Raw genomic sequence first — 6000 nt, 5'->3', positions numbered from 1 at the left:
CATAGCGTAAGCTATGCATCATTGATTTCATTTTAAATCATACATAGCGTAAGCTATGCATCATTGATTTCATTTTAAATCATACATAGCGTAAGCTATGCATCATTGATTTCATTTTAAAATTTTAATCTTTGATATATTTGATATCTGAATCTTCACTTGATTCTTTAATTTTAATTATGATTGTTCTGCCAAGTTTGTTGAAAATTCTTTGTCTTTTTTCATTTGTAAAAATTAATCCAAGTATGATGTCTAGTGGAAGAATAAATGATTTTCCAAAACTACTGATAACTATTGATATCAAATCTGGTTTATTTCCATCAATGTTTGTGATTTTTAAATTGAATATTTTTTTTCCTAACGTTTGACCTGTTTTATATTCCAAAATAATCCAGTATGAAAAAAATAAAACACTTGTTGGAACATACATGCCGTCATTTGTAATAAATTCTTCAAAATTTTGATTTAGGTATTGAAATGATATGAAGACAATTGATGTTGATATCAATGAAATAATTACAAAATCTATCACCCATGCAAAAAATCTGTCTTTCCATTTTGCAAGAATAATTTTTGATGAATCAAAATTATTTGAACTGTTCACTATTTTTTCTTTTAATTACCTAGTAAAATAGGTTAATTTTTTAATTTATTTTATTTTTTAAATTCGATTAGGCATTAATAGTACTAATTATAATTTAAAATGAAATAATTTTTGATATCTATTAATCCCATTGATGTATTTTTATGGACATTTCGTAAAAATGAAAAAGATGTTGTTAATCTTTACAACACTTTGTCTCCTGTAATGCAAATAGCTACGGGTGGAAGTATGCTAAATTTTGGTTATTGGTCTGCTAATCATTCTGACCCTATTTCTGCCCAGGAAAATTTATGTGATGTTTTTGGAAATTTATCTGAACTATCTGCTGCAAAAAACGTAATTGATGTTGGAAGTGGTTTGTCTGCTCCTTCAAAATTGTGGCGAGATTCTTATCCTGATCTAAATTTGTATGATGTAAATATCAATTTTCAACAATTAAAATTTTTGAAACATGAAAAAAATATTGAATTTTTAAACTCAACATCTACTAAATTGCCTTTTGCAAATAATTCTGTAGATCGTGTTTTAGCATTAGAGTCTGCACAGCATTTCAAACCTTTAGATGATTTTATTTCTGAATCTAAACGAGTATTGACAAAATCTGGATTTTTAGTAATGGCTGTTCCAATTACGTTGAAAAATTCTTCACTCAGTAGACTGGGTTTGTTGAAATTTACTTGGTCATCAGAACATTATGGGTTGGATTATTTGAAAAATCTGATCTCATCTAATGGATTTAAAATAATTGATGAAACATTGATTGGAACAAATGTCTATGATCCATTAGCAGACTATTATGTACAAAATAGAACGTCATTGAGAAATAAAATTCTTCAACACTATCCTGCATATATGGAAAAAATTCTTTACAAATCACTGTTAAAAATGAAAAAAGCATCAGAAGAAAAAATCATAGATTATGTTTTATTGAAATGTATCTTGGACGATGTATCTTAACGAAAAATCTTTTTCATTAGTATAGTTTTTATCTTGAGTTTACTCAATTTTATCTAGTGGCTGATTCAACTCAATTTCAACTATATGGTGAGAAATGCACACAACTTTTAGGCGAATCTGAAATTCGATTTGCTGGAATTGTTGATAAAGATGGCCAATTAGTTGCAGGTGGATTTAAGGATGGATTGGTACCTCATGAAGGAGACGAAACAAGACTTCAATCATTTTTAGAATTTGTTTCCAAAGCATCAATTCGAAAAGAATATGATGAAAGTTTGGGCCCTATCAACTATCTGGCAGCAAGACGTGACAAGGCAGTTTTGGTTAGTTTTCCATTTCCTATCACTCAAATTCTATTGTTGATTTCTGCTGAACCAACTGCAAACATTGAAAATTTGGCAAAAAAAGTTGTAGAAATTTTCACTGATGTAAATTAATTTTTTAATTAATGATATCCTTTTAATTTGGTAATTTGTAATTAGTAATGAATTGAAAGCAACTTTTGGTGCAGGCTGTTTTTGGCATGTTGAGGATTTACTTGGTAAAACAAAGGGAGTTACATCCACTGCAGTTGGATACATTGGTGGACAGTTACCTGATCCAACTTATGAAGAAGTTTGTACTGATAAAACTGGACATGCTGAAGCAGTTGAAGTTGAATTTAACCCCGCTGAAATTTCTTATGAAGAATTATTGGATGTATTTTGGAAAAATCATAATCCTACAACATTAAATCGCCAAGGCCCTGATGTTGGACATCAGTATCGTTCTGCAATTTTTTATCATGATGAAACACAAAAGGAAATTGCTGAAAAATCTAAAAACACTCTAGATGATTCCAAAGTATTTGGTGATCCGATAGTTACTGAAATTGTTCCTGCTCCAAAATTCTACAAAGCAGAAGAATACCATCAAAAATATTTTAAAAAACAGGGATTTTAAAAAAAATTATTTTACAATTAGAACTGGAATCTTTGATGTGTGTATAACATAGTTAGAAACACTACCAAAGAATATTTCTTTTGTTTTGCTTCTGCCTCTGGAACCCATCACAATCATATCGTATTTTGTTTTTCCATGAGTTGCTTTGATGATGTTATATCCTATCTCTCCAAGTGCTATTTTGTCTTTAAACACAATTCCGTTTTGTGCTGCTCGTGCCTTTGCCTTTTCCATGATTTTTTTTACCTCTTTATGTAATGATTTCTCAACTGATGGACTGGCTCTGAATTCTGAATGTGGCTGTGCATTTATTGAATAAAATCCTGTAATTGTTGCGCCACAATTTCTAGCTAACGTTATTGCTGTTTCTAGGCCTCTTTCTGAATTTTTTGATCCATCTAATGGAACAAAAATTTTAGAAATTTTCTTTTTAATCACAAAATTCCCTTATTTTTGATATTAAAATACAATACTATTGCATTTATTCCTAATTTTTGAATTTTCTATTCGTTCCAAAATTATCTAATTTCCTTATGATTTATTTTTCTGTACATTTCCATAAATTTTATGGTTAATTCACAATATGTAAACTGGAATGATATTGAAAATACTGTTCAAATCGTTTCAAAAAAAATTTCCAAACTCTCAAAGAATTTTTCTAGTATATCTACTATCAGTAGAGGTGGATTAATTCCTTCTAGATTATTAGCTGATTCACTTGGTATTGAAAAAATATTTGTAGATCAAAAAACTATTTCTTCAGATTCTTTATTTGTAGATGATATTTTTGATACTGGAAAAACCTACTCTGATATTATTTCCAAAGTTTCTAATTCTTCAGAAATCACATTTGCTACTTTATTTGTAAGACGTGGTATGACTCTTCCTGAACAATTAATTTATGGTCAACAAACATTTGATGATTCCTATGTTGTTTTTCCTTGGGATAAATTTGAATTTGAAAAAACTTTGAAATAATTTCTCTTGTTTTATTTTTTTAGCATTTTTCTCAAACCTACGCATCTATTTCTTATAGTAACTTCTGTAATTCCTGATGCTTCTGATATTTCTTTTTGAGATTTTATTTCCCCTGTACTGATACATGCTAAATATAGTGATGCTGCTGCAATTCCCGTTGGGTCTTTTCCTGCAACCAATCCTGTTTCTTTTGCTTGATTGAGTATTTCTGTTGCTTTTCTTTTAGTTTTTTCACTTAGTTTTACAACACTGGCAATTCTTGATACTCCTTTTATTGGATCTATTACTGGCATCTTTAACTCCAATTCTCTAAAGATTAATCTGTAACAACGTGCAATATCTTTTCTTCTAATGTTCATTCCATCTGCTATATCTTGTAATGTTCTTGGAGTTTCTGTATTTCTACATGCTGCATATAGACATGCTGCAACTAATCCTTGAATTGATCTGCCTCTAACTAATTTTTTTTCTAGTGCTTTTCTGTAAATGTATGCAGCTTTTTCAATTACGGTATCTGTTAATGCTAGTTTATCTTTTAATTTACTCATTTCATTTAGTGCCTGTCTGAGATTTCTTTCTGCAGATGAATGTGCTTGACTTCTACTGTCCCATGTTCTAAGACGTTCAATTGAACTCTTCATTGAAGTTGATAATGGTTTTCCAGATGCATCTTTGTTCACTGCCCCAATTATTGTTGACAGTCCTCTGTCATGCATTGTCAATGATGTTGGTGCACCAGTTCTTGTTGGATCTACTCCTCCGTCTTTTGAAAATGATCTCCATTCAGCACTCGTATCTGTTACTTTGTCTGTAATTACTAATCCACAATTGGCGCAAAACAATTCTCCTGTATCTTGATCTGTGACAATTTTGGTGTTTGTGCAAGCTGGGCATTTTGGTCCCATTGAAAATGTGTTTTTTAACATATTTGAAATGATTTTTCAAAATTAGTTATTAATGATTTTACGAATTTTCTTACGGTTAATTGTATGTAAGTTAAGCTAACTTTATTCTAATTTCCTAGAACAACTCTGAATATTTACTTTAACTTAGAATGCAATATGCATAAGATGGTGTCATAGATGGATACATGATGTTTTCTTGATCATTTGTATGTGGTAGTCCTATGGAGTGGCCTAATTCATGTCTCATAATTGTCTCTACACTTTTGACATCATATAATTGAAAACTACCGTCACAGTTGTAATCTCCAAGAGCAACTTCTACTACGCCTTTACCTAAATGAGCATGTCCTAGTACTCCCTCTCCGATGTTTCTTACTATCCATGTGACCCATACATTTGCATCTGCTTTTGTGGGAGTAATTTCAAAAATGATTCGTGCATTTTGATTATTTGTCTTTAATTCAACTTTCTCCCAATAATCAAAACTGTCTTGTAAAGTACTAGTGTGATCTAAAGGTAAACCTTGAGGTTGTTCATTGATGTATATTTTGTATTTTATGATGTAGGTTTCATCGATTATTTCATATGTTGGACTTGGAAAACTATTTGATGAATTTTCAACTTCTGCTTCAAAATTCCATTTTTCCACATCTCTGAGAAATTTTTTAATTACATCTTGACTTGGATTTGGATATTCAATGTATCTGACTTCTGAACCTTTATTTTTTAAAATTTTTTGTAAATATCTATCAAACAAATAACTTTCATATTCTATCTCTTCTACTGTTTTTTCAAAATTTATTTTGATGAATTTGTTTTCTATTAACCAATTCATATTTTTATAAAATTCTTCCTCAGGGATTTCATTTTGACTCCATTGGCTAAAATTATTTCTAACAAATGAAATCATTTTTAATTCATTAGTATTTTCAAATTTTTTATTCTCTGGCACTATCATAATTTTGTTTTTAATCATATACTCCATACTGTCGGTAAATTTTTTATCTGATATATTGCCAATTGACCACCAATTTGCAATATCTTTTACCCATTCTGGAATTTTGCCCATAGTCTGTTTCATGGTATTTGTGGGTTTTTCAGTAGGTGTGTAAGGATATTTTTCTAAAGTATTTTCAATAACATCTTTATAATTTTGAATAACCGTACTATCTGGATTTATCTCATCGGCCATCTCTACATATTTTAATGATTCAGAATACTCTCCAAGATTTCCAAAACCTATGCCCATTCCTAATAGGGCTTTAACATTGTTAGGGTCATTTTCTAAAACTTTGTAAAATTGTTTTAGTGATTTTGTATGCTGTTCCATATTGCTATATCCAATACCTTTCATGTTTAATGTTGAAATATTGTTAGGACTTGTTTCTAAAATTTGATCATAAATTACATTTGCTTGATTATAATTTCCATTTTGAAAAAGTTCTGTTGCTTCATTAAATAATATCGTTAATTGTTTTTGTGTCTGTTCACGTGTTTGTTCTTGAGCAAAAATAACACTGTCTTCAGAATACGAAACAAATGCTATAGCTATTAAAGAAAAAAATAATATTTTTGATAGTTTTTTCATTATTTCTTGTTTTTTTGTTTATTTCT

The 6000-nt window shown here is 29.6% G+C and carries 8 protein-coding genes; 4 read left to right on the top strand and 4 right to left on the bottom strand.

Annotated features, from left to right (window positions below):
• Positions 1 to 124 precede the first annotated feature (124 nt).
• Positions 125 to 604 (bottom strand): RDD family protein, encoded by a 480-nt coding sequence (locus AW732_RS06820; RefSeq protein ID WP_067960419.1) that lies wholly within the window; start codon positions 602 to 604, stop codon positions 125 to 127.
• A 111-nt stretch (positions 605 to 715) separates the two neighbouring features.
• Here AW732_RS06820 and AW732_RS06815 point away from each other — a divergent pair, with 111 nt between their 5' ends.
• The 3 genes from AW732_RS06815 to msrA are packed head-to-tail and all read left to right on the top strand — an operon-like array spanning position 716 to position 2503.
• On the top strand, positions 716 to 1561 hold the full coding sequence (locus AW732_RS06815) for a class I SAM-dependent methyltransferase (RefSeq protein WP_253805590.1): 846 nt from the start codon (positions 716 to 718) through the stop codon (positions 1559 to 1561).
• Positions 1562 to 1617: 56 nt separating this feature from the next.
• Positions 1618 to 1998 (top strand): DUF6659 family protein, encoded by a 381-nt coding sequence (locus tag AW732_RS06810; protein WP_067960417.1) that lies wholly within the window; start codon positions 1618 to 1620, stop codon positions 1996 to 1998.
• A 52-nt stretch (positions 1999 to 2050) separates the two neighbouring features.
• On the top strand, positions 2051 to 2503 hold the full coding sequence (gene msrA, locus AW732_RS06805) for a peptide-methionine (S)-S-oxide reductase MsrA (RefSeq protein WP_067960415.1): 453 nt from the start codon (positions 2051 to 2053) through the stop codon (positions 2501 to 2503).
• A 6-nt stretch (positions 2504 to 2509) separates the two neighbouring features.
• Here msrA and AW732_RS06800 read toward each other — a convergent pair whose 3' ends face one another.
• Complete coding sequence (locus AW732_RS06800; protein ID WP_067960412.1) at positions 2510 to 2941, bottom strand: universal stress protein; 432 nt, start codon at positions 2939 to 2941, stop codon at positions 2510 to 2512.
• A 129-nt stretch (positions 2942 to 3070) separates the two neighbouring features.
• Here AW732_RS06800 and AW732_RS06795 point away from each other — a divergent pair, with 129 nt between their 5' ends.
• Positions 3071 to 3481, top strand: a complete 411-nt coding sequence (locus AW732_RS06795; RefSeq protein WP_067960409.1) for a phosphoribosyltransferase — start codon at positions 3071 to 3073, stop codon at positions 3479 to 3481.
• A gap of 11 nt (positions 3482 to 3492) precedes the next feature.
• Here the strand turns inward: AW732_RS06795 and AW732_RS06790 are convergent, their stop codons facing one another.
• The gene (locus tag AW732_RS06790) at positions 3493 to 4407 is read right to left on the bottom strand and encodes a TFIIB-type zinc ribbon-containing protein (protein ID WP_067960406.1); all 915 of its coding nucleotides are present in this window, start codon (positions 4405 to 4407) and stop codon (positions 3493 to 3495) included.
• Between the two features lie 118 nt (positions 4408 to 4525).
• Positions 4526 to 5974, bottom strand: coding sequence for a matrixin family metalloprotease (locus tag AW732_RS06785; RefSeq protein ID WP_067960403.1), 1449 nt, complete (start codon positions 5972 to 5974; stop codon positions 4526 to 4528).
• Positions 5975 to 6000: the final 26 nt, after the last annotated feature.

The sequence above is a fragment of the Nitrosopumilus sp. Nsub genome (assembly GCF_001541925.1).
Classification (GTDB): Archaea; Thermoproteota; Nitrososphaeria; order Nitrososphaerales; family Nitrosopumilaceae; genus Nitrosopumilus.
The sequence above is the reverse complement of the archived record's forward strand: the minus strand, read 5'-3'. Positions and strand labels throughout refer to the sequence as shown.